Here is a 20,813-nt window from a genome sequence, read left to right as displayed (position 1 = left end):
GTCGTCTAGCTTCGGTCAAGCAGTATTTAGCGCGAACGGTGCGTATGGCTAAGCATTGAACGGTAAAGGATAGTCTGCGTAACCGTGTCGTTAACATGTAGGCAAAACGAGTTGATAATTGGCATAAAAAAAAACCACAAACCATGATGGCCTGTGGTTTTTTGTCAGCTATCGGACGATTACGCCAGCAGCGTTTTGATGTAGCTGGTCAGTGCTTCGTCTTTGCTGTTAGCGAAGAAGTATTCCTGGAATTTAGGACCAGCAATCGCGCCTTTAACCAGATCCTGATCGAGGCCTTTCAGGATAGTGATCAGATCGTTGTAGGTCACTGCTTTTACGGCATCCAGGATTTTCTTGTTACGTTGTTGAGGAACAACGCGATCGCTCGGGTAGCCACGGCCGCCTTCTTCTTTGAACAGCTGGGTAAACAGGTTTTCCAGGTTCAGTTCAGCGCCCCAGCCGAAGCCTTTAGCGTAAGGAACAGATACGGCGTTACCGTTGTTGATCTGAGAGAACAGGTAAGCATCAGATGGGTCAACAACCAGACCGCAGATTACGCCTGGGAAAGAGTTACAAGCCAGCATTGCGCCCTGGCCAGTACCGCAACCGGTCACAACGAAATCAGCCGCGCCGGAGTTCAGCAGGATAGCTGCCAAAATACCGTTCTGGATGTAGGTCAGCTGCGCTGCATCTTCAACGGCGTATTGGCCGTAGTTGTGTACAGTGTGGCCCAACGGTGCAACCGCTTTGGTCAGAGACTCGGCGATGATGGCGTTTTTGGCAGCTTGGCTGTTCTCGTTAATCAGTGCAATTTTCATGTTCGTTCCTTTTCTGTGACGGACAAATACATTTTTTAAAACTGTATTTCAAATTGATGTGAGCAGTATACCGTTTCAAAAATAAAGCGCAAATCGTCGAAGCAAAGAATGCGGCACAGCCCATAGATTCAGGAAAAAGAGGATGAAAGAAAAAGGAGGATAAATGCATAACGTATTGAAAAATGGCGCTGTATTTCAGCGCCATAGCGTAGGGGATTATGCGTCAGGGAAGGTCAACGTATTGCCCGGTGCCTCTCGATTAAGATGAAGAAAATTCAGGTGTCGTTCGTACTGATCCAAAATGTCGTTAATCACCTGTTCTTTGCTGTAATCCATCAGGTCATTCCCCTGGCTCCCTTCCAGCAGGAAGGTTTCAAGGCGGTAATAATCTGATTTACCCGAGCGGGCGCGATAGGTAAACGCTGGGACGCTATAGCGTTGCGGCCAAATTTGATAAAGAAAGTTCTGTTCATCACCCAAATCAACCAACAGTTCGAGATGGTTCAGGCGTTCATCTTCGACGGGTGGCAAGTCGTTGACTTCAACGCTGGCACCTCGCAGGCGTAGTTCGCGCGCGACATCATCCATAGCGGCTTTACAGACGTTATCCAGCATTTTTTGCGTATGCGTTGTGCCGGGGAAATTCATGACGCGTGATAGGCGTTGCTTCCAGTTCAGACGATCGTCGCCGGAGATTGGCATCGGTGCCGATGTTTGTAAGGAGCTGGCTTTACGGTAATCTTCAACCCGCAGTGATTTATACAATCCCGCCATAATAAAGAACATCACAAAGCTAAACGGTAATCCCATAATGACGGTGGTGTTCTGTAAGGCTGAAACACCGTTTGTCATCAGCATCCCCAACGTCAGCAGGCCAATGGCGACTGACCAAAAAATTCGCAGCCAGTTTGGCGCATCATTATTGATGTCGCCAAGGCGAGAGGTGAAGTTGCCGAGCACCAGCGAGCCGGAATCGGCAGAGGTGACATAAAACAGCAAGCCGGTAATGGTCGCGACAGAGGCGCTCAGGCTGAAGCCGGGGTACTGCGCCAGCAGGCTGTAGAACCCGCGCTCTGGGTGCTGCATGACTTCATTGGCAAAATCCAGATTACCGTGGAGGACTTGATAAAGCGCGCTGTTGCCAAAAATGGAGAGCCACAGCAGTGTAAAGACGAACGGAATGATCAGCGTGCCGACGACGAACTGTCGAATCGTTCTGCCGCGTGAGATACGCGCCAGAAATAGTCCGACAAACGGTGCCCATGCGACCCACCATGCCCAGAAGAACAGCGTCCAGCTATTCATCCATTCTGTCGGGCGATCAAAGGCAAAGCTGTTGAGCGTCATGCCGGTAAAGCGATTGATGTAATCCCCCACGTTAAGTACCAACGCGTTTAGCAGAAACTCGGTATCGCCCCAGAAGAGCAGAAAAAGAATCAGGCCTAGTGCGAGCAGGACGTTAAGCTCGGAGAGGAAGCGAATGCCGCGATTGACGCCGGACGTCACGGAAACCGTCGCCATGATCACGGAAAGCAGGATGAGCGAGGCCTGAACGGTAAGATTCTCTGGGATCTGGAACAGGACTTTCAGCCCGTAGTTTAGCTGAACGACGCCGATGCCCAGCGTAGTCGCGATACCGAAGATGGTTCCGAGTACGGCCGCGATATCAACGCTGTGGCCAATCGGGCCATTAATACGTTTACCAAAGATAGGGTACAGGGCAGAGCGAATCGTCAGCGGCAAATTATACCGGTAGCTGAAGTAGCCCAGAGCAATGCCCATCAGCGCGTACATTGACCAGCCGGTTAACCCGTAGTGAAACAGCGTCCAGACCATGGCCTGCCGTGCCGCTTCTATCGTCTGGCCTTGTCCTTCCGGTGGCATCATATATTGCGTGATCGGTTCCGCAACGGAAAAGAACATTAAATCGATGCCAATCCCCGCTGCAAACAGCATTGCCGCCCAGCTCATCAGACTAAATTCAGGCTTCGACTGTTCTGGCCCGAGCTTGATCGAGCCAAATCGAGATGACGCGATGAAGATGACGAAAACGATGTAGAGCGTGGCGGCTAGCAGGTAGTACCAACCAAATGTGGCAGAAACCCAGTTAAGCGCGTGAGTAATCCAGGCATTCGCTTCTTGGTTAAACAACATGGTCATCAGCGAGAAGGTCAGGATTAATCCCGCGGATGTGTAAAACACGACAGGATTCAGGCGATCCCGTTGGGTGGTGGCTTCTGATGCTGGCATGGTTATCCCTTGCGTGACGTGAACAGATACTCTGATTCCTCTCTCCACGAAGCGCGCTTAGCGCATATAAAGAATACGGCGCAGGACATCCGCTGAGTACGCTTTTCGTCGAAGAAGGTCTTCAGAACAAAAAATAAATTATTCTTTTTAAGGTGGAGTTATCGTCTGAACTCACACCGATTTTCATGATAATTGATACAGATTTTTAACCTTTCAGCAATAAAAGATATTCATTTTTTATTGAACGTTCAATCAAAAAAAAGTTTAATGGGACAAATCGGATCATGAATCACTGTCGTTTAACCGTGATCCATCACGCAAAAATGAAGGGAAGAAAATGAAGGGGAAGTGCGGTGCCTAAAGTCGGAATGCAGCCCATCAGACGGCAGCAACTCATCGAAGCGACGCTGGCCGCGATTAACGATGTGGGGATGCATGATGCCTCAATCGTACAGATTGCCCGACGTGCGGGAGTGTCGAATGGGATCATTAGTCATTACTTCCGCGATAAAAATGGCTTACTGGAAGCGACGATGCGCTATCTGATTAGTCATCTGGGGCTGGCGGTGAGATCAAGGCTGCTGAATCTGGCAGAAAATACGCCTCGCGCACGTTTGCGGGCGATTGTGCAGGGGAATTTTGATGATAGCCAGACGAATAGCGCAGCGATGAAAACCTGGCTGGCGTTCTGGGCCAGTAGCCTGCATTCCCCCATGCTCCATCGGCTACAGCAGGTTAACGATCGGCGGCTTTACTCCAACCTGTGTGTCGAATTCAGCCGCTGCTTGTCGAAGGACAACGCACGTATTGCTGCAAAAGGGCTGGCAGGTCTGATCGACGGGCTATGGCTGCGTGGTGCGCTCAGCCATGACGCTTTCAACCGCGAAGAAGCGCTGAGCATTACCTATGAGTATATCGACCAGCAGCTCGCCCGCACGTAACCCTTCCTTATTATTTTTGCCTTTTCTGCCCGGAACGTTTGTTCGGGCAGCCATCAGACAGGAGAGTTTATGTCTCACTACGGTTTACAACAGCTTTATATCAACGGCACTTATGTCGATAGCACGGGTGACGAGACGTTTGAGGCGATTAACCCCGCGAATGGCGAGATCATTGCCCACATTCAGTCGGCTACTGCCGCAGATGTTGACCGTGCGGTCAGTGCCGCAACCGCAGGGCAGAAAGTATGGGCGGCGATGACGGCGATGGAACGTTCGCGAATTTTACGCCGTGCCGTGGATATTCTGCGTGAGCGCAACGATGAACTCGCGTTACTCGAAACGCACGACACCGGCAAGCCGCTCTCGGAAACACGCACTGTTGATATCGTGACTGGCGCGGATGTTTTGGAGTACTACGCAGGGCTGATTCCTATGCTGGAAGGTCAGCAGATCCCTCTGCGTGATACCTCATTCGCCTACACTCGTCGTGAACCGCTTGGCGTGGTCGCGGGTATCGGTGCCTGGAACTACCCCATTCAGATCGCACTGTGGAAATCCGCCCCTGCGCTGGCGGCAGGCAATGCGATGATCTTCAAACCCAGTGAAGTCACGTCGCTCACCGCGCTGAAGCTGGCGGAAATCTATACCGAGGCTGGGTTACCGGCTGGCGTATTCAACGTGCTGACGGGGACGGGGAAATCCGTTGGTCAGGCGCTGACTACGCATCCGGGCATTGCCAAAGTCTCTTTCACCGGGGGGATCGCCAGCGGGAAAACGGTAATGGCCAATGCCGCAGGTTCGACCCTGAAAGACGTCACGATGGAGCTAGGCGGAAAATCGCCGCTGATCATTTTTGATGATGCCGATCTGGATAAGGCAGCGGATATCGCCATGATGGCGAATTTCTTCAGCTCAGGTCAGGTGTGTACTAACGGTACACGCGTCTTTATTCCGCAGGCATTGCAGGCACAGTTTGAGGAAAAAATTCTGGCGCGCGTTCAGCGTATTCGTATTGGTGACCCGACTGACGAGCAGGTGAATTTTGGTCCGCTGGTCAGCTTCCCGCATAGAGAATCCGTACTGCGCTACATCGAAAGCGGGAAGCGTGAAGGCGCTCATGTGCTGGTGGGCGGCGAATCGATAACTGACGAGAAGTATGCGCAAGGTGCCTACGTTGCTCCGACGGTGTTCACAGATTGCCGGGATGATATGACGATTGTGCGAGAGGAAATCTTTGGCCCGGTCATGAGTATTTTGACGTATCAGCATGAGGATGAGGTTATCCGCCGCGCCAATGAGAGCGAGTATGGACTGGCGGCTGGCATCGTGACCTGCGATCTGAATCGGGCACATCGGGTTATTCATCAACTTGCCGCAGGTATTTGCTGGATCAACACCTGGGGTGAGTCTCCGGCTGAAATGCCTGTGGGCGGCTACAAACATTCGGGTGTCGGACGTGAAAACGGCATAACAACACTGGAACACTATACGCAAATTAAATCTGTACAGGTTGAACTGGGTGAATTCCGCTCGGTATTTTAAACGAAGGGGAGAAAGCCTAATGGAATATGACTACATCATTATCGGAGCTGGTTCCGCCGGCAATGTGCTGGCAACGCGTTTAACAGAAGAAAGCGACGTGAGCGTGTTGTTGCTTGAGGCGGGGGGCCCAGACTATCGGTTGGATTTTCGCACGCAAATGCCCGCTGCATTAGCTTTCCCATTGCAGGGCAAGCGCTATAACTGGGCTTATGAAACCGACCCCGAACCTCATATGAATAATCGCCGTATGGAATGCGGTCGAGGCAAAGGGCTGGGCGGTTCGTCTCTGATTAACGGCATGTGCTACATCCGTGGCAATGCAATGGACTTCGATAACTGGGCGACCATGCCGGGTCTGGAAGACTGGAGTTACCTTGACTGCCTACCATATTTCCGTAAAGCGGAAACGCGGGATGTGGGATCGAATGATTATCATGGCGCGAGCGGTCCTGTTTCGGTAACAACGCCGAAGATGGGAAACAACGAACTGTTTCACGCGATGGTTGAAGCGGGTGTGCAGGCGGGTTATCCGCGTACAGACGATCTTAACGGCTATCAGCAGGAAGGCTTTGGCCCGATGGATAGAACCGTCACGCCGAAAGGGCGTCGCGCCAGCACCGCGCGAGGCTATCTGGATCAGGCAAAAGGCCGTAAAAATCTGACCATCGTGACGCATGCCTTAACCGACAAGATTCTCTTTGACGGAAAACGTGCCGTTGGCGTGGCTTACTTTAAAGGGGAAAGTGCGCAGACGGCGAAGGCACGCCGCGAGGTGCTGCTGTGTGCTGGCGCAATCGCCTCGCCGCAAATCCTGCAACGTTCCGGTGTGGGGCCGAAAGACCTGCTTCAGCGTCTCGATATTCCCGTGGTGCACGATTTACCCGGTGTCGGTGAAAACTTGCAGGACCATCTGGAAATGTATTTGCAATACGCTTGCAAAGAACCGGTATCGCTGTATCCGGCGTTGCAGTGGTTTAACCAGCCAAAAATCGGCGCGGAATGGTTGTTCAATGGCACTGGTGTTGGGGCTAGCAACCAGTTCGAAGCGGGGGGCTTTATTCGCAGTCGGGATGAGTTCGCCTGGCCGAATATTCAGTTCCACTTCTTGCCTGTCGCGATTAATTACAACGGCAGTAATGCGGTGAAAGAGCACGGATTTCAGGCGCACGTTGGCTCCATGCGTTCACTCAGTCGGGGGCGTGTCCAGGTGCGCTCCAAAGACGCCCGCGAGCACCCTAGCATCTTGTTCAACTATATGTCGACGGAGCAGGATTGGCAGGAATTTCGCGATGCGATCCGCATTACGCGTGAAATCATGGCGCAGCCCGCGCTGGATAAATACCGTGGGCGAGAGATCAGCCCTGGGGTGGAGGTTCAGACGGATGAGGAACTGGACGAGTTTATCCGCACTCATGCTGAGACAGCATTCCACCCCTCCTGTTCTTGTAAGATGGGTGAGGATGAAATGGCGGTGGTCGATGGACAAGGCCGCGTTCACGGTATGGAAGGGCTACGCGTGGTGGATGCCTCCATTATGCCGCAGATTATTACCGGTAACCTGAATGCGACAACCATTATGATTGCTGAGAAAATTGCCGACCGAATCCGCCGACGTCAGCCGCTGCCGCGTAGCAAAGCGCGCTACTATGTTTCCGGGAATACCCCAGTGAGAAAAGCGCCGCTGAAGCCAGCGCCGTGACGTTTCCTGCATAGCAAGATGGATCGCCCAGATGGACCGTCGAGAAAGTGCGGTCCATACTTTTCATTGCTATACACAATCTGACAAACAAACGCCTTCCGCACCATTACTATGAGTGACAACACCATCAGTGATGTCACTTTTCCTTGAGGAATGAAAATGAATAATTGGCTGCAACAGATTCAGGGCTTATTGGGCTCCGGTAGCAAGCAGGGGAATCAGCATCAAGGGGGTAAAAACGGCAATTTAGGCGATATGCTGAAGCCTGCTGCGCTAGGCGGTTTGGCGGGCGTGTTGTTGTCGAATAAGTCCACGCGAAAAATCATGGGTTCGTTGGGTAAAAATGCGTTGATTATTGGCGGTAGTGCGGCGGCGGGCGTGGTGTTGTGGAACCAGTACAAAAAACGCGTTCGCGATACGCATCAGGACGACCCGCAGTTTGGCACCCAGTCCTCGGCTGACAATATTCGTGCCCGCCGTCTGATTCAGGCTTTGGTTTTTGCTGCCAAGAGCGACGGCCATATTGATGCGACTGAGAAACAGCGTATTGATGAAAATATTCAGCAACTGCAACTGGGCAGTGAAGCGCACCGCTGGGTGCAGGAAGCCATAGAGCAACCTCTTGATCCGATTCTGCTGGCGAAAGATGTGAAAAATGAGGAAGAGGCGCTTGAAGTGTACTTCCTGAGCTGCGCAGTCATTGATGTCGATCACTTCATGGAGAAAAGCTATCTGGATGCGTTAGCGAACGAATTGAAGATACCGCAAGACGTACGGCAATCGATCACCAATGAACTGAAAAGTCCATCATGATAGGGCGGAGAGTTTAAGCTGCGGTGAGATAACGTCGGAGAAATAAACGGATAACGCGGGCGAAAGGTTTTTCGCCCGCAGTGCTATATGAGGCTTAGAAAGCGCTGGTGTCTTTGAACAGGCCCACTTTCAGTTCGTCAGCGGTATAGATCTGCTGACCGTCAACCAGTACTTCGCCATCAGCAATCCCCATCACCAAACGGCGATTGATCACGCGTTTGAAGTGAATGCGATACGTCACTTTCTTCGCTGTTGGCAGCACTTGTCCGGTGAATTTGACTTCACCCACGCCGAGCGCGCGGCCTTTGCCTTCGCCACCCAGCCAGCCCAGATAAAAGCCGACTAATTGCCACATGGCATCCAGACCGAGGCAGCCTGGCATCACCGGATCGCCGATGAAATGGCAACCGAAGAACCACAGGTCAGGCGTGATATCCAATTCGGCTTCCACATAGCCTTTGCCATACTTACCGCCGTCTTCCGTCATTTTAACGACGCGGTCCATCATGAGCATGTTAGGGGCAGGCAACTGAGGGCCGTTCGGGCCGAACAGTTCGCCACGACTGGAGGCAAGGAGGTCTTCTTTTGTATAGGATTCGCGTTTATCTACCATGGTCTCTGTAAGCCTTGTTTTAATGAAGCACGCAGGTTAGCGTACACCTGTACGCTGGGCAAGTCTGTTGCGTCTGGTTAAACCAGTTGGTTTAACGGAAAAACCAAGGGAAACGTCTACGTTCTTGCGGTGCAAGTTGTCCAATTCTCTCACGAATGGCGGACAGCAGGTTTGGCTGCTGTTCATCGTCATAAGCTAAGTTGGTCAATAATGACAACGCTTCCGGTGCAGTTTCTACCGGGAAAAGATGGAATTTCCCTTCGCGTACCGCTTCAACGACATCTTCCTGTAAACAGAGATGGCGTAGATTAGCCGCAGGTAAAATCACGCCCTGTGTTCCCGTCAATCCACGACGCTGGCAGACCTCAAAGAAGCCTTCGATTTTCTCATTCACGCCGCCAATGGGTTGCACGTGACCAAATTGATCGACAGAACCGGTCACAGCGAACTGCTGATTGATTGGCCGCAAGGAGAGGGCGCTCACCAGCGCACACAGTTCTGCCAGTGAGGCGCTGTCGCCATCAACTTCGCTATACGATTGTTCGAAGACGATGGAAGCCGAGAAGGGCAGTTGTTGATCAAGCTCCAGTTCCGTAATCAGGAACGCCTGCATAATCATCATACCCTTGGCGTGTAAATTGCCAGCAAGTTCGGCTTTGCGCTCAACGTCGGTGAATTCACCGTCGCCAGCGTGAACCACGCAGCTGATGCGTGTTGGTTCGCCAAAGGCAACGGGATAGCCTGGGAATTCCAATACGGAAAGTCCATTAATCTGGCCGACGACTTCGCCTTCCGTTTCGATCAGGATCTGGCCTAATTCGATTTCATCCTGCATGCGTTCACGAAGGTAGCCTTCACGCCATTGGCGAGCGGCAACGGCGTCAACCAGCGCCTGCTCCGTGATCTGGCCATCTCTGGCGTATAGCGATGCATATTTTAACTGGCCGATTAGCCAACGTGGGCATAATGGCAAATTGCCTTGATCGCCGCTGTAGCGTATCGCCACGTTCACTAATGCCGGCCAGGCATCGGCATCCAGCAGCGGTAACTGATTTTCGCTGCATAGTGCATTGATGTAGGAGCACCAGCGCGCCATGTCGTCAGTTTCAATCAACTGCAATTGCGCTTCGAATTCGCCGTAAATCGCGTGTTCGCCTAATTCTGGCTCCATATCATGAATATCTGCCAGACTTTCGCGGTCGCCGAGAATAATCAGGCGAACATCAAGCGGCATCGGCGGCACATCAACAGGAAGTGGCTTGCGCTCGTCTGGTGACAGCCAACGATAGATGCCTTCAGCCATAATCTGTTTCAGACGCAGCCACATCAACGGTTGAGCCAGCAGTGCTCTGGCCGACAGGATCAACGTACCGCCATTAACCTGGTGAATCAGCCCCGGGTGCAGCGTGACTTCATCGTGAAAACTACGCACGCAGCCGAAGAGCTGTTCAGGTTCAATCCATTCCTGATAGCCACAGGACTGCTGTGCGGCAAAGTTATCCGCAGGCTGTGTAGCGGGTTCGACCCGGATATGACGACCCTCAATGATATATTTACTGCCATGTATCGCCCCGGAGTCTGGCCTGATGGCGCTCAGCGCACGGGCGATCAATGCCATATATTCATCATTCTCTTGCGCTTTCAACAGCATAAAGCGCGAAGGTGAACGAGGGTGGCAAAAGAGCGTCAGGCTGTCTGCAAGACGTGACTGAATAGCGGAGAATTCAGCAGGAGCAAGTTGAGCTGCCTGAGTGAATAGCGTTTGATAAGGCGTATTATTGGGCAGTAAATGCTGCCATGAGAGTCGGTTACTGGTCAAAGTATCAATGTAATCGTCTGAAGGAAAAGCGTGATTATACAAGAATAATCTAGACTTCGCATAAGGAGAGTCATCTCTCCGTCATCTTTCATACGGTGAAGCTCAGACCACGTTTGGCTAATCGTCTTAAAAGCTGTCAGAAAGCCGCCAGAAAGCGGTCAAAATCAGGGAAAACTGTTATGCTGAAAGTTACGTTACGCGGTCACTGAAGAATTTAATATGAAATATCAACAACTAGAAAATCTTGAGTGCGGGTGGAAATGGAAATACCTGGTGAAGAAGCATCGGGAGGGAGAAGAGATTACGCGTTTTCTCGAGCAAAGCGCTGCGGATGATGCCGTACAGGCATTACTTAAAATGGAAAACCAGCCGGTGAAAGTGCTGGAGTGGATTGCGCAATGTATGAATCCCACCTTAGAAAACCGGATGAAGCAGACGATTCGCGCACGGCGCAAACGCCATTTCAACGCGGAGCACCAGCATACACGCAAGAAATCGATCGATCTGGAATACCTGGTCTGGCAGCGCCTTGCGGCTCTCGCTCAGAGACGCGGTGTGACCTTATCAGAAACGATTGTGCAGTTAATTGAAGACGCTGAACACAAAGAAAAATATGCCAGCCAGATGTCGCTGCTTAAACAGGATCTTAAAGCCATTCTGAATAAAGATGAGACGTGATCGGTTTTTTGTCATTTTATTTTGCTGACAAACACGCATAAAAAAACGCAGGGAGCGTTTTTCAACGTTGCGCAGCAACGACCCACAGGGTGACGGACAAGGATGTCCGGCATAAAAAAACCTCGCCGGAGCGAGGTTTTTTTTCGTTAATAACTTAAGCCTGAGGCTGAGTTACAACGTCTTTGATGCCTTTAACTTCGATCTCTACGCGACGATCTGGTGCCAGACAGTCGATCAGCGCAGCACGAGGTTTCACGTTGTCACAGGTAGAACCGGTAACTGGTTGAGATTTACCTAAGCCACGAGCAGAGACTTTGTTCGCAGGGATGCCTTTAGAAACCAGGTAATCAACGACGCTCTGTGCGCGTTTTTCAGACAGGCCTTGGTTGTATTGCTCTGAACCTAAACGGTCAGTGAAGCCCAGAACAACAACGGAACCGTCTTTCGGATCCAGAGAGCTCAGCTGCGTGTACAGTTGATCCAGTGATTGCTGGCCTTCTGCTTTCAGCGTTGCTTTGTTGAAGTTGAACAGGACGTCAGATTTCAGCGTGAAACGCTTAGTTTCAACAACTGGAGCTGGAGCTGGGGTTGGAGCCGGAGCAACAACTGGTGCTACACGGTCATCCTGGCCGAAACGGTAAGACAGGCCAACGCTCATCAGCATGTTGTCTGGACGCGCACCAACGGTACCAGCGTCACCAATGTTGCTTACCCATTGGTAGTCAACACGAGTAGCCCAGTTTTTGTCGATAGCGTATTCAACACCGATCGCAGCCAGCGGAGAAACGCCAGTGTCGTCGTTGTTGAGATGGTTGCCGCTTCTGTCGGCGTGAGTGTCAACGCTCCATACCATACCACCCAGACGAGTATAAACGTCCAGATCAGGCAGAACTGGGTAGCTCAGTTTAGCGGCCAGTTGGATGCCCTGTGCCTTTAAGCTCGCGCTGTCTGCTACGTTAGAAGTAGAACCTGCATACTTCATGCGGCCCAGCCAGTCGTAGCCCAGTTCAAAACCGAGGTACGGGTTGGCTTGATAACCAACAAATGCACCAGCGCCTAACTTGCTTTTGATTGGGTTGTTGTTGACACCAGTGTAACCATTTCCGTAGAAACCAGTATCGTGGAATTGAGACACACCCAGTTTACCACCGGTGTACCAGGTATTGTCTTTAGGAGCTGCTTGCGCGACGGTCGCGAAGCTAGCCAGTGCCACTGCAACTGCGATAGCTGTTTTTTTCATTTTACGCCTCATTATCATCCAAATCGGCAATTAACCCGGAGGGCTAATAAACCTTTGGTTAAAATCCTTTGGTCGGAGACTTTGCCCTTATTTATGACTTACTGTCAGTCAACTGACGTTATAAAAGAGCAACTCCAGCGAGTTAAAGTCTACAACGTGATGAGAAAGTTACAAGTATGATGTGATTTACATCATAAGAAAATCGCACGATTCATACATACTTGCTAACAAATAGTAGATGCTTTTGACAGATCTTACGCCTTTTAGCTGTATTAAATATACCCAAAAAGCCCGCAGAATACCGCTCTGCGGCGATCGATAAGACATATAACCTGAATAAGCTGAGAAAATTCTTAATTTACTTAATGATACAATGTCGAATGAATTTTAAGGCTAGGAAACAGTCTATAGGCGTCAGCGCCAGCACTTTCTGGCCGCATAATAAAGCCATACGTATTTCCTGCCTGTGCGGCGTGCCGTAATCGAACCTTCTCTTCTTCCGTCAATTCGTGCGGTAACCAGCACAAAACAGCGCTGTAATTTCCTGTCAGCAAGGCTCTTTCCATGGCATCAACCGTAAACAGCGGATTGATGTGGTGAAGTTGCACCATTTTATCCAGCGGTAGCCCAGATTGCTGTACCCAGGGGCGGCTCAATTTTTGCTGTGGCGAAAGCCATAACAGCCAACGAGACTGCGTGCCTAGCTGCTGTAAGAGCGGTAATAACAGGTGTGTGACTATGGGCTGATCGGCGTTGTACACGATTTCGCTGATAATTCCACCTGTGGCAACCGAGGGTTCCGCAGCGTGTTGACTTGCAGAAAATGATGACGGCTCGATGTTGTGAGAGCGGATTGATTGCGTACGCATAATGAGTTCTACCCATAGTGTTACTGTATGAACATACAGTATCTGCTGTGTGCGTGAAAATCAACCTGATTTTTTGAAAGCGCTTCGCATATTCCTTATGCAAGAGACAGTAAACACATTTACTGTTTGAAGCCGCATCGGGGCTGTGGTTAATTATTTGTTCCTGCTACAGATATTTTTAATTGTTCAGGACGAGATCATTTCAATACTAAGGATTATGGCAATGAAGCAATTATGCAAAAAAAGGATTTTGCAATCTCAGCAGTCTTTTTCATCTTTGGGGGACATCACTTCGCGTTCCCAATTTGGTGGCTACAGCATCGCAGCAAATAAAACGATTTTTGGACTGGTGTCGGAAGGGGAACTTTATCTGCGCGCCAGTAAGAAGGATGAAAAATATTTTCAACAGCGTGATATGCCTAATCTGATTTATACCAAGCGCGGTATGCCCGTTCCGTTGAATTACTTTCTTGTCGATGAAGCATTATGGCAAGAATCTGAGCAACTATTGTATTTCGCCCATCTGGCGTTGGGAGGGGCGCAGTATGATAAAGCTGTCAGAAGTACCAATGGGCGGTTAAAAGATCTTCCGAATCTTAACCACGATATCGAACGACTGTTGTGGAAAGCGGGGATCAAGAATGTCGATGAATTACAGCATTATGGTGCGAAAAACAGCTATCTCGAGTTGCGGAAGGTTCGCGCTAATTTGAGTGTCAACGTGCTATTGGCGCTTGCTGGTGCCATTTGTGGCACACATCAGGCGGCACTCCCTCGCGGTATCCGCAACGAACTGTTGGAATGGTATAAAAACAATGCGGTCTCCAAAGGGCCAAAGCACTAAGGGATGCGTCTATTTCACTGCGTCATCATGTCATTTTTTAGCTGTACGAGTTCAGGTAAGAGGCCGATCAGCAGGCCGATTTGCTGAATAATTAATGATTCTTTACTGTCTGACTCGGGTGAAAGGGATTGAAGGCTGGCGGTGATGGTTTTCAATCCCTGATTGATACGCAAACTTTCCTCTTCGCTGCAGTGTAGCGCGTCATCAACGTGACAAACGGCATCATCCAGCAATTGCAGCGTTTCCGCTGAAGTAATTTTCCCTCGATGTGCGCCGAGCGTCGAAATATAGCTTAGCAACGTATGATTCAGGCACATGAAACGGAATGCGCTGTCCAGCTTGCTTCTGGTCGCATGAGGCTCTGAAGACATATTCGATACGACGGATGCCAACTCTGCATCGCAGTTATGTGCATCGCGGCGGGCAATGCGATAAGGCAAGCTATTATCTTTCCCCTGATAATATTGAACCATGATCGCATCAAGATAACGGCAGTTGGCGTTCAATGTCTTATTGATGACGGTTGGCAGACCGCGAAAGCGCCAGTCCGGCCAAATAAAACTCACTGCCGCCCAGGCGATGGCACATCCGAGTAGCGTATCAATGATGCGTGGCACCGCAACGTCAAAGCCTTCACCTAACAGGTTGAAACAGAGCAGGACAAGCAGCGTAATAAACATGGTCGCGTGGGCGTACTGCACGTTGCGAAAGGCGAAAAACAGTACGCCACTAATAACGATCAACGTCAGTTGTCCTTCCAGCGAAGGAACGAAGTACAGGATAGGTAGGCCGAGCAAAATACCGGTCAATGTCCCGATAATTCTTAACGTCAGCCGCCGCCGAGTGGCGTTATAGTTGGGCTGACAAACAAACAGGCTGGTGAGCAGAATCCAGTAACCGTGTTGCAAGCCCGTGATCTGAATTAACGCGTAGCCGCTACAGAGCAGCACGGACATACGGATGGCATGACGAAACAGTGCTGACTGCGGCGTCAGGTGGCGGCTAATGCGTAAGCGGATGTCGCTCCACCCCGTGATTTTGTCATCTGCCAGCGTGTTTTCCGGGTTGTTTTCTTGCTCAATGGCTTGTTCGGATTCGATAGTCGCCAACTGGGCATCAATGGCGCGCAGATTATTCAAGAGATAGGTGAGTGCTTTGATTTGTGCGGCGTCTGCCATGTTGTTGGCAGCGATACGTGCAATAGCGGATTCGAGATGCACGAAAGCCCGCTCAATGCGGCCGTCATGCTGATATTTTTGGTGCAGCAGAATGGATTGCGATAACTGCTGACAGGCTTTGGCCTGCCTACTCAGCAGGCGCTGAAAGCGAAATAGGACGTCGCTATAGCGCAGTTTCTCACGCAATTGCGGATAGTAAACATGCGATGAGCTGGCCCGTTCGTGAATATCCTGCGCGACAAAATAGTAGTGCAGCGTTTGACGCGTTCCGCGCTGGCCGCGATCGCCACGCAGACGCGTTAACAGCGATGACTTGGTCTGGTTGAGCGTCGCAACCAGTTGGCTGTTTGCCATCGCGACGTCAATGAGGGGCTTGTCGGTTTCTTCTTCAATATCGGGATCGAAGAGATTGGCTTTGGCATCCAGATAGCGAGCCAACTGCTGATAACACTGCGCGAGGTTATCCTGCAACGGGCGGATGGGGAATATCAGATGGCCGAATAGCGTCAGCAGGTTGTACCAGGAAGCCCCGATCAGCAGCATGATGGGCTGCTGATACCAGTTGTCGTAAAGGGATATGCCCAGCATGGTGTAAATCGCGATCAGCAGTGCGCCGAATGCGATGGTTGCATAGCGTTGCCCTAATGCGCCGAGCAGAATAAAGCCGCAGGTCGATACCGCCAGACCAAAGCCAAACAGCCAGGGATGGGGAAAAAGCAATTCGATCGAGACGGAAGCGACAAAAAAACAGGCCAGCGTAATGAACAAATTACGCAAACGCCCGGTGAGGCGATCGTCAAGGTCGGTGAGGGCGGCCGCGACGACGCCAAGCGTGACGGGGATTGTCGATGTTGGCTGCCCTAGCCACCAGGGAACGGCCGCCGCACCACTCAGTGCAATGAGGATGCGAATGGTATATAGCCAACTGCTGTTATACACATAGCGGCGAATTCCCAGGGCGAAGGTGAGCAACGTAATATCCTTAGATGCCGTTAGCGAAAGTGGCGGCGGGCATTATTTTCCCTCGCTGCCTGCGCCAGTTCGACAGAAACCACGCGACGCCCTACTGGCCACAGCGCGATGGCGGCAATTTTAAAATTGGCGATGCCAACAGGAATGCCAATGATCGTAATGCACTGTGCGATGCCAGTAATGATGTGCGACAGGCAAAGCCACCAGCCAAAGAAAATGAACCAGAAGATATTCAGCAGCGATCCACCCGCGCTGAGAATCGCGCTCTTTTCATTTGGGCGTAGCTCATCAACATGGATCGCTTCATTACCATAAGGCAAGAGCGACAGCTTGGTGATTTCCCAGCATGAACGCGTTAGCGGTAAGGTAAAAATAAGCAACACGCTGACGACTGTTGCCAGAAGCCAGGCTAACGTGGTGAAAAAACCACCTAATACGAAATTAAGGATATTCAACACAGTACGCATAGTCTCTCCTGTACTTGTAAGGTAACCAGATAACGTCCCAAACTCGCTGATGGTAAAAGAATTATCACATTAAGCATCAGGATATCCTAACCTGTTTTTAAGGCTAGAGCGTGAAGTCCGATAACGGGTAAACTAGGGAACAGATAAACGATAAAAAATGGACGAATAACCTCTCACATAGTCATGGCGCGAACATCATGGAACTGAAATCTACCTCGTTAGGTAAACATCTGGCCCAGCATCCTTACAACCGGGTGCGGTTACTGAATGCCGGTGTCGAAGTGAGTGGCGATAAACATCAATACCTGATCCCCTTTAATCAGTTGCTGAGTATTCACTGTAAAAGAGGGCTGGTGTGGGGAGAGCTGGAATTTGAATTGCCAGCCGGAAAAGTGGTGCGCCTGCACGGAACAGAGTGGCAGGAAACGCAGGCTTTTTACCGCCATCTTCTTAAATCCTGGCTCGATTGGAGCGAGGAGATGAGTCTGATCAGCGCTGAAGTTTTGCAGCGCCAAACGGACAGCATTCAAACGCTGACGCAGCAGGATAAATGGTTTAGCCGTCAGACTCTGGCAACGTTACAGAATGCCATTCGCGATTCGCTGGGAGCTTTGCCTCTTCCTGTGTCTCGTCTTGAAGCCTTTGATAACTGCCGTGATCACTACCAGCATTGCTTGCGCTGGCTTGAGCAGGGCGATGAGACGCGCACTGCGGTGAATCAGGCATGGATGGATCGCACGCTGGCGGCAGAGCAACCTTTCTTTGAAACGGTGGAGAGTTCGCCATTAAATGTGTCGCAGAGTAAAGCGGTGATCAATGGCGAAGAGGGCGTGTTGGTACTGGCGGGCGCAGGCAGCGGAAAAACCTCCGTGCTGGTGGCCCGAGCGGCGTGGCTAATGCACCGACAAGAGGCTACACCCGATCAGATTTTGCTGCTGGCATTTGGTCGTAAAGCGGCGGAAGAGATGAACGATCGCATCCGGGAGCGGTTTCAGACGGATGAGATTCAGGCTAAGACGTTCCATGCACTGGCATTGCACATTATTCAGCAGGCTAGCCGCAAGGCCCCGATGATAAGCCAGTTAGAAAGTGATGCGAAACAGCGTCGCGAATTGCTGATTTCTCACTGGCAGCAGCAGTGTGCAGAGAAAAAAACGCAGGCTAACGGGTGGCGACGCTGGTTAACGGAAGAGCTGGAATGGGATGTACCCGAAGGCGATTTCTGGAACGATCCGAAGTTAGCGGGGCGGTTGGCCGGGCGACTTGAGCGCTGGTTAGGATTGATGCGTATGCACGGCGGCAGCCAGAGCGAAATGGTTGAGCAGGCACCAGAATCCATTCGGACCGAATTTCAGCAGCGCGTTCGCCTAATGGCGCCGTTGTTGAAAGCCTGGAAAAAAGCGCTTAAGGATGAAAACGCGGTCGATTTCTCCGGTCTTATCCATCAGGCTGTGAACTTGCTGGATAAAGGGCGCTTTGTCAGCCCCTGGAAGCACATTCTGGTGGACGAATTTCAAGACATCTCGCCACAGCGTGCAACGCTGTTAGCAGCATTGCGTCGACAAAATAGCCGTACCTGTCTTTTTGCCGTCGGGGATGACTGGCAGGCAATTTACCGTTTTAGCGGTGCTGAGCTGGCGTTGACGACGGCATTTGAACAGCATTTCGGCGTAGGCGAGCAGTGCGCGCTGGATACCACCTATCGTTTTAATGAACGCATTGGTGAAGTCGCCAACACGTTCATACAGCAAAATCCGTATCAGTTGAAGAAACCGCTTAATAGCCTGAGTAAGGGAGATAAAAAAGCGGTGACCATCCTGCCTCAGGATCAGCTTGAGCCACTTCTGGATAAACTGAGCGGTTTTGTGAAAGCTGATGAACGCATTCTCGTGCTGGCGCGTTATCACCATTTACGCCCGGCGATTTTAGAGAAGGCAGCAACCAAATGGCCGAATTTGCAGATTGATTTCATGACGGTGCATGCCAGTAAAGGGCAGCAGGCGGAATATGTCATTATCGTGGGTATGCATGAAGGGAAGGACGGTTTCCCAGCTCCGGCAAGAGAGTCTGTGATTGAGGCGGTGCTGTTACCTGAACCGGAGGATTTCCCCGATGCGGAAGAGCGGCGTTTACTGTATGTGGCGTTGACGAGGGCGAAACATCGCGTGTGGTTGTTACAGGATGTGGCGAATCCATCGGCGTTTATTGAACATCTTCATCGTTTAGGTGTACCGACGCAGCGTAAGCCTGGATAACGAAAAGAGAGAAGTAGAACAGAAGAGACCAGCGTCGACAGCGTAGTACGCCGCTGGTCTATTGTGATGTGCTGATATTATTTCAGTCGATCTTGCAAGTAGCGCTGATAATCAGGAATGGCGATTTGAACGGATTCTTTAAATAGCGCTGAGTTAATCAGGAAATCCGCCGTTGCCCGGTTGGTAGCAACAGGAATGTTCCAAACTGTAGCCAGCCTCAGCAGCGCCTTCACATCGGGATCGTGTGGTACGGCGTTAAGCGGATCCCAAAAGAAGATCATTAAATCGATTTTCCCTTCGGAAATGAGTGCGCCAACCTGCTGGTCACCCCCCATCGGTCCACTTAGCATGCTTTTAACGGGCAGCCCCGTGTTCAATTGAATCAGGTTGCCGGTGGTTCCGGTAGCGTAAAGCGTGTGCTCTGTGAGCTGTTGTTTATTCGTACCAACCCAATCTAGCAAAGATTGTTTACAGTGGTCGTGTGCGACCAGCGCGATGTGTTTTTGCGCGGGGATGGTACGGGTGGTGAACTCCATGGTTACGTCCTTCAATCTGGTGTAGTAAAGCTGACGCTAGGGTATAGACAGATTACGGAAACGTAGTTTCAGTGCAAAGCGATAAAAGCAGGAAAAGGCGAACGGGTATCAAAAATCAGATGTGACTGCGCGTAAAATCACCAGCTTACGGATTCATTCAGTGCGGTAGCAAAGCCAGCAACTGAAGCCCCGTTCGCCGCTGCGTTGTACTCGGACATTTTTCGCTCTATATCGAGTAGCTCACTGTCTGCGATCACAATTGCATCGGTACGAATGGGGATTGCCCGATTTTTTTCATCAAGTAATTGATATTCAGGCTGGGTGGTAAAGTTCTTGCGATCCTGAAGGGTTTGCAACGGCGGCAGTTTAAATGATACGGATGCCACTTTTTCCGTGTTAAAGGTCGCAATAAAGGTTGAAGGGAAATAGGTCGCTGGCGCACCAGTCTGGGCATCGACAGTATCGACGACTTTGAACAGAATCTGGTGTTGCCCACTGCCAAGTTCGAGGCTATCGGCACCTTTCAGCAACGAGCCTGACATCTTTTGCCCGTCAACCATAAGGAGATTGATTTTCTGATCTAATTTCAACGTTGTTGCCGCCATTGCAGAGGTATTTAAACCTGCAATAACCAGGCAGACAGTGATGAAGCCGAATTTCATAATTTACCCAGATGGAACGTAATCCGAGTATTGTTGAGGAATTGTCTGAATGTGTCAAAGGTTTCAATTTGAAACAGGCTGTTATGGCATTTTTCGCGCTATAGGGCGCAGATGGAGGTGGTCTTAAGCCATTTCATGCTATTCGTAGAATGTGCGATACACTGTAATCAATCACGCAAGAGAGGTTGAATCGCATGAATGACAAAGAGATTGAGTCTGTACTGGAAACGGTAAAAACCATTGCGGTAGTGGGTGCCAGCGATAATCCATCCCGTCCGAGTTATGGTGTGATGGCGTATTTGCTTAAGCAGGGCTACGACGTTATCCCCGTTAGCCCCAAACTGGCCGGCCAGACACTTTTAGGTCAAAAAGCGTATGCCAGCTTAGAGGATATTCCTAAACCGGTTGATATGGTGGATGTTTTTCGCCAGCCGGAAGCGGCCTATGATATTGCCAAAGAGGCCATCGCCATCGGCGCTACCGTGCTGTGGCTACAGATTGGGGTCATTAATGAGCAAGCAGCAATTTTGGCTCACGATGCCGGGCTGAAAGTCGTGATGGATCGCTGCCCGAAAATTGAAATCCCGCGGCTGGGGTTGGAAAAATAAGTTGCAGAT

General features: G+C 50.8%; 18 protein-coding genes. 8 read left to right on the top strand and 10 right to left on the bottom strand.

The features are described 5' to 3' along the window. Positions 1–179: 179 nt before the first annotated feature. Together BUB06_RS04165 and BUB06_RS04160 are read right to left on the bottom strand one after the other, a co-directional pair. Positions 180–818 (bottom strand): RpiB/LacA/LacB family sugar-phosphate isomerase, encoded by a 639-nt coding sequence (locus BUB06_RS04165; protein ID WP_010309836.1) that lies wholly within the window; start codon positions 816–818, stop codon positions 180–182. A 216-nt stretch (positions 819–1,034) separates the two neighbouring features. Further along, positions 1,035–3,068 (bottom strand): choline transporter, encoded by a 2,034-nt coding sequence (locus BUB06_RS04160; protein WP_010309837.1) that lies wholly within the window; start codon positions 3,066–3,068, stop codon positions 1,035–1,037. A 353-nt stretch (positions 3,069–3,421) separates the two neighbouring features. On the opposite strand from BUB06_RS04160, the gene betI reads away from it, so the two are divergent. The 4 genes from betI (at position 3,422) to BUB06_RS04140 (ending at position 8,063) form a co-directional block, all read left to right on the top strand. Beyond that, on the top strand, positions 3,422–4,009 hold the full coding sequence (gene betI / locus BUB06_RS04155; RefSeq protein ID WP_010309838.1) for a transcriptional regulator BetI: 588 nt from the start codon (positions 3,422–3,424) through the stop codon (positions 4,007–4,009). A gap of 69 nt (positions 4,010–4,078) precedes the next feature. Further along, the gene (betB, locus tag BUB06_RS04150) at positions 4,079–5,551 is read left to right on the top strand and encodes a betaine-aldehyde dehydrogenase (RefSeq protein WP_039471491.1); all 1,473 of its coding nucleotides are present in this window, start codon (positions 4,079–4,081) and stop codon (positions 5,549–5,551) included. A 19-nt stretch (positions 5,552–5,570) separates the two neighbouring features. Beyond that, entirely contained in the window at positions 5,571–7,250 is a 1,680-nt protein-coding gene (betA, locus tag BUB06_RS04145; protein ID WP_039471493.1) for a choline dehydrogenase, read from the top strand. Between the two features lie 159 nt (positions 7,251–7,409). Further along, positions 7,410–8,063 (top strand): tellurite resistance TerB family protein, encoded by a 654-nt coding sequence (locus BUB06_RS04140; RefSeq protein ID WP_080726766.1) that lies wholly within the window; start codon positions 7,410–7,412, stop codon positions 8,061–8,063. 94 nt (positions 8,064–8,157) lie between these two features. Here BUB06_RS04140 and fabA read toward each other — a convergent pair whose 3' ends face one another. Continuing rightward, complete coding sequence (gene fabA / locus BUB06_RS04135) at positions 8,158–8,676, bottom strand: bifunctional 3-hydroxydecanoyl-ACP dehydratase/trans-2-decenoyl-ACP isomerase (protein ID WP_014915875.1); 519 nt, start codon at positions 8,674–8,676, stop codon at positions 8,158–8,160. A gap of 91 nt (positions 8,677–8,767) precedes the next feature. Further along, positions 8,768–10,537 (bottom strand): AAA family ATPase, encoded by a 1,770-nt coding sequence (locus BUB06_RS04130; RefSeq protein WP_039471496.1) that lies wholly within the window; start codon positions 10,535–10,537, stop codon positions 8,768–8,770. Positions 10,538–10,714: 177 nt separating this feature from the next. On the opposite strand from BUB06_RS04130, the gene matP reads away from it, so the two are divergent. After that, the gene (matP, locus tag BUB06_RS04125) at positions 10,715–11,173 is read left to right on the top strand and encodes a macrodomain Ter protein MatP (RefSeq protein WP_039471498.1); all 459 of its coding nucleotides are present in this window, start codon (positions 10,715–10,717) and stop codon (positions 11,171–11,173) included. 154 nt (positions 11,174–11,327) lie between these two features. Here matP and ompA read toward each other — a convergent pair whose 3' ends face one another. Both ompA and sulA read right to left on the bottom strand, forming a co-directional pair. Then, a complete protein-coding gene (gene ompA / locus BUB06_RS04120) occupies positions 11,328–12,413 on the bottom strand; it encodes a porin OmpA (RefSeq protein WP_039471500.1) in 1,086 nt (361 codons plus the stop codon). Between the two features lie 362 nt (positions 12,414–12,775). Then, positions 12,776–13,282 carry an SOS-induced cell division inhibitor SulA gene (gene sulA, locus BUB06_RS04115; protein ID WP_039471502.1) on the bottom strand — a complete coding sequence of 169 codons (507 nt, stop codon included), beginning with the start codon at positions 13,280–13,282 and terminating at the stop codon, positions 12,776–12,778. Between the two features lie 223 nt (positions 13,283–13,505). On the opposite strand from sulA, the gene BUB06_RS04110 reads away from it, so the two are divergent. After that, a complete protein-coding gene (locus BUB06_RS04110) occupies positions 13,506–14,126 on the top strand; it encodes a TfoX/Sxy family DNA transformation protein (RefSeq protein ID WP_010305607.1) in 621 nt (206 codons plus the stop codon). Positions 14,127–14,140: 14 nt separating this feature from the next. On the opposite strand, the gene yccS is transcribed toward BUB06_RS04110, so the two are convergent. Continuing rightward, on the bottom strand, positions 14,141–16,276 hold the full coding sequence (yccS, locus tag BUB06_RS04105) for a YccS family putative transporter (protein ID WP_039471504.1): 2,136 nt from the start codon (positions 16,274–16,276) through the stop codon (positions 14,141–14,143). A gap of 20 nt (positions 16,277–16,296) precedes the next feature. Continuing rightward, complete coding sequence (locus BUB06_RS04100) at positions 16,297–16,743, bottom strand: YccF domain-containing protein (RefSeq protein ID WP_039471506.1); 447 nt, start codon at positions 16,741–16,743, stop codon at positions 16,297–16,299. Positions 16,744–16,940: 197 nt separating this feature from the next. On the opposite strand from BUB06_RS04100, the gene helD reads away from it, so the two are divergent. Next, entirely contained in the window at positions 16,941–18,998 is a 2,058-nt protein-coding gene (gene helD, locus BUB06_RS04095; RefSeq protein WP_039471508.1) for a DNA helicase IV, read from the top strand. Between the two features lie 77 nt (positions 18,999–19,075). Here helD and BUB06_RS04090 read toward each other — a convergent pair whose 3' ends face one another. Then, positions 19,076–19,534, bottom strand: a complete 459-nt coding sequence (locus BUB06_RS04090) for a methylglyoxal synthase (RefSeq protein ID WP_014915868.1) — start codon at positions 19,532–19,534, stop codon at positions 19,076–19,078. Between the two features lie 137 nt (positions 19,535–19,671). Beyond that, complete coding sequence (locus BUB06_RS04085; protein WP_039471510.1) at positions 19,672–20,196, bottom strand: DUF2057 family protein; 525 nt, start codon at positions 20,194–20,196, stop codon at positions 19,672–19,674. A gap of 194 nt (positions 20,197–20,390) precedes the next feature. Between BUB06_RS04085 and BUB06_RS04080 the strand changes: the two genes are divergently transcribed. Then, positions 20,391–20,804 (top strand): CoA-binding protein, encoded by a 414-nt coding sequence (locus BUB06_RS04080; protein WP_010305621.1) that lies wholly within the window; start codon positions 20,391–20,393, stop codon positions 20,802–20,804. Positions 20,805–20,813 lie beyond the last annotated feature (9 nt).

The sequence above is a fragment of the Pectobacterium carotovorum genome (assembly GCF_900129615.1).
GTDB lineage: Bacteria > Pseudomonadota > Gammaproteobacteria > Enterobacterales > Enterobacteriaceae > Pectobacterium > Pectobacterium carotovorum.
The sequence above is the reverse complement of the archived record's forward strand: the minus strand, read 5'-3'. Positions and strand labels throughout refer to the sequence as shown.

Excerpts from the sequence above, each read along its gene's own strand:
- BUB06_RS04080 (WP_010305621.1), top strand. The coding sequence starts at position 20,391 with ATGAATGACAAAGAGATTGAGTCTGTACTGGAAACGGTAAAAACCATT.
- sulA (WP_039471502.1), bottom strand. The coding sequence starts at position 13,282 with ATGCGTACGCAATCAATCCGCTCTCACAACATCGAGCCGTCATCATTT.
- ompA (WP_039471500.1), bottom strand. The coding sequence starts at position 12,413 with ATGAAAAAAACAGCTATCGCAGTTGCAGTGGCACTGGCTAGCTTCGCG.
- matP (WP_039471498.1), top strand. The coding sequence starts at position 10,715 with ATGAAATATCAACAACTAGAAAATCTTGAGTGCGGGTGGAAATGGAAA.
- BUB06_RS04100 (WP_039471506.1), bottom strand. The coding sequence starts at position 16,743 with ATGCGTACTGTGTTGAATATCCTTAATTTCGTATTAGGTGGTTTTTTC.
- BUB06_RS04110 (WP_010305607.1), top strand. The coding sequence starts at position 13,506 with ATGAAGCAATTATGCAAAAAAAGGATTTTGCAATCTCAGCAGTCTTTT.
- betB (WP_039471491.1), top strand. The coding sequence starts at position 4,079 with ATGTCTCACTACGGTTTACAACAGCTTTATATCAACGGCACTTATGTC.
- BUB06_RS04160 (WP_010309837.1), bottom strand. The coding sequence starts at position 3,068 with ATGCCAGCATCAGAAGCCACCACCCAACGGGATCGCCTGAATCCTGTC.
- BUB06_RS04090 (WP_014915868.1), bottom strand. The coding sequence starts at position 19,534 with ATGGAGTTCACCACCCGTACCATCCCCGCGCAAAAACACATCGCGCTG.
- fabA (WP_014915875.1), bottom strand. The coding sequence starts at position 8,676 with ATGGTAGATAAACGCGAATCCTATACAAAAGAAGACCTCCTTGCCTCC.
- helD (WP_039471508.1), top strand. The coding sequence starts at position 16,941 with ATGGAACTGAAATCTACCTCGTTAGGTAAACATCTGGCCCAGCATCCT.
- BUB06_RS04165 (WP_010309836.1), bottom strand. The coding sequence starts at position 818 with ATGAAAATTGCACTGATTAACGAGAACAGCCAAGCTGCCAAAAACGCC.
- betA (WP_039471493.1), top strand. The coding sequence starts at position 5,571 with ATGGAATATGACTACATCATTATCGGAGCTGGTTCCGCCGGCAATGTG.
- BUB06_RS04085 (WP_039471510.1), bottom strand. The coding sequence starts at position 20,196 with ATGAAATTCGGCTTCATCACTGTCTGCCTGGTTATTGCAGGTTTAAAT.
- BUB06_RS04140 (WP_080726766.1), top strand. The coding sequence starts at position 7,410 with ATGAATAATTGGCTGCAACAGATTCAGGGCTTATTGGGCTCCGGTAGC.